This is a genomic window from Pseudoalteromonas sp. SG44-1, from assembly GCF_014164315.1.
Lineage (GTDB): Bacteria > Pseudomonadota > Gammaproteobacteria > Enterobacterales > Alteromonadaceae > Pseudoalteromonas > Pseudoalteromonas rhizosphaerae.
Window position 1 is genome coordinate 1 of the sequence record NZ_JACJEW010000174.1, and the last position, 1,311, is coordinate 1,311.

Sequence of the window (1,311 nt, forward strand, 5' to 3'; positions counted from 1 at the left end):
CCGAACTCAGTAGTGAAACGAAACAGCGCCGATGATAGTGTAGCATTTGCTATGTGAAAGTAGGACATTGCCAGGCTCCAAATTGAGAAAGCCGCTTCAGAAATGAAGCGGCTTTTTTACGTCTGTAGGAAAGCTATACGATTATTAACCCGCCACCTTTATCGCGAAGGTAGCGTTAAATTCAGCCCAATGACGTTGTTGAGCAATAAACTGCTTACGTAATAATTGAACTTGTTGTTGTAATACCAATCTGCATAAAGATTAAGTCAATTTTATCCAGTCTCTAGAGCATATGCTTTTAACCGTATCAGGAACAGAAATGAATTTATTCCACGCTTGCGAAACCTGTTCGACTATTTCTTCATAACCACTAAACACACGATTAGATAAACAGTGTTGCCGTATCCAACTCCATACTTGCTCTATTGGATTTAACTCCGGGGAGTAAGGCGGAAGTTTTATTAGCGTGACATTATTGAATGGTTTTACAGTATCAATAGTATGCCAACCAGCGCCATCAACGATCACGACCGCATGACGTCCTACCTCCGTGGCTTTTGATATTAATTCCATGTGTTGCGTCATGACGTCTTTATTGACGATAGGGCTGATCAGCGCTTCTGTTTTACCATTACTTGGGCACACTGCACCAAATAAGTATCCATACTCAAACTGCTGTTGTTTTGTTGCGCGAGGCCTAGAGCCTGTTTCAGCCCATAAGCGTGTTGTTTGATTTTGTTGTCCAAACCGTGCTTCATCTTGAAACCACACATCAATGCGATCTAAAGGGAGATGTCCTGGGGTGTGAAGGATCGTTTCCACTTGGAACTTTTTTAAAAGCCTCTTGGCTTTCTTTTGACTGCTTTGGGTGCTTAGAACGGCTTGTGATCCAGCTAAACCCACGCTTCTTGAGCAGTTTGTAAATATGATCGGTGTGATATCTTATGTTGAACTGGTCATAAATATACTGAGCAATATCTTCCCCCATTAGTCTGCCTCCTTCTGAAGAACTTGCTGACTGTTTTACATAATCTGACAGTGTGTTTAGTTGTTGTAAGGTTAATTTAGCTGGACGACCTTTAATCGGTTTGTTGTTCAAGCCAGTAACGCCATTATTAAGGTAGTTTGAAACCCATTTATTGACACTGCCGCGCGCTGTATTTAGCCGCTTAGCAATATTCGTTCTGTTTTCACCCTCAAAGAATAATGAAACAGCAAGCAGGCGTATTCGCTTTCTCGCATTAGGCTCTTTACGTGATAAAGCTAAAAGTTGCTTGGATTTTTCTAAGTTCAATTTAGTAAAAGTAGATA

The 1,311-nt window shown here is 41.0% G+C and carries 1 protein-coding gene; it reads right to left on the reverse strand.

The window, feature by feature from the left end; all coding sequences use genetic code 11:
* Positions 1-261 precede the first annotated feature (261 nt).
* Positions 262-1,294, reverse strand: a protein-coding gene (locus tag H5187_RS23565; protein WP_182798476.1) for an IS630 family transposase whose coding sequence is annotated in 2 segments (ribosomal slippage) — positions 262-834 and positions 836-1,294 — 1,032 coding nt in all. Because the reading frame shifts where the segments join, the coding sequence is not laid out codon by codon here.
* Between the last annotated feature and the right edge of the window lie 17 nt (positions 1,295-1,311).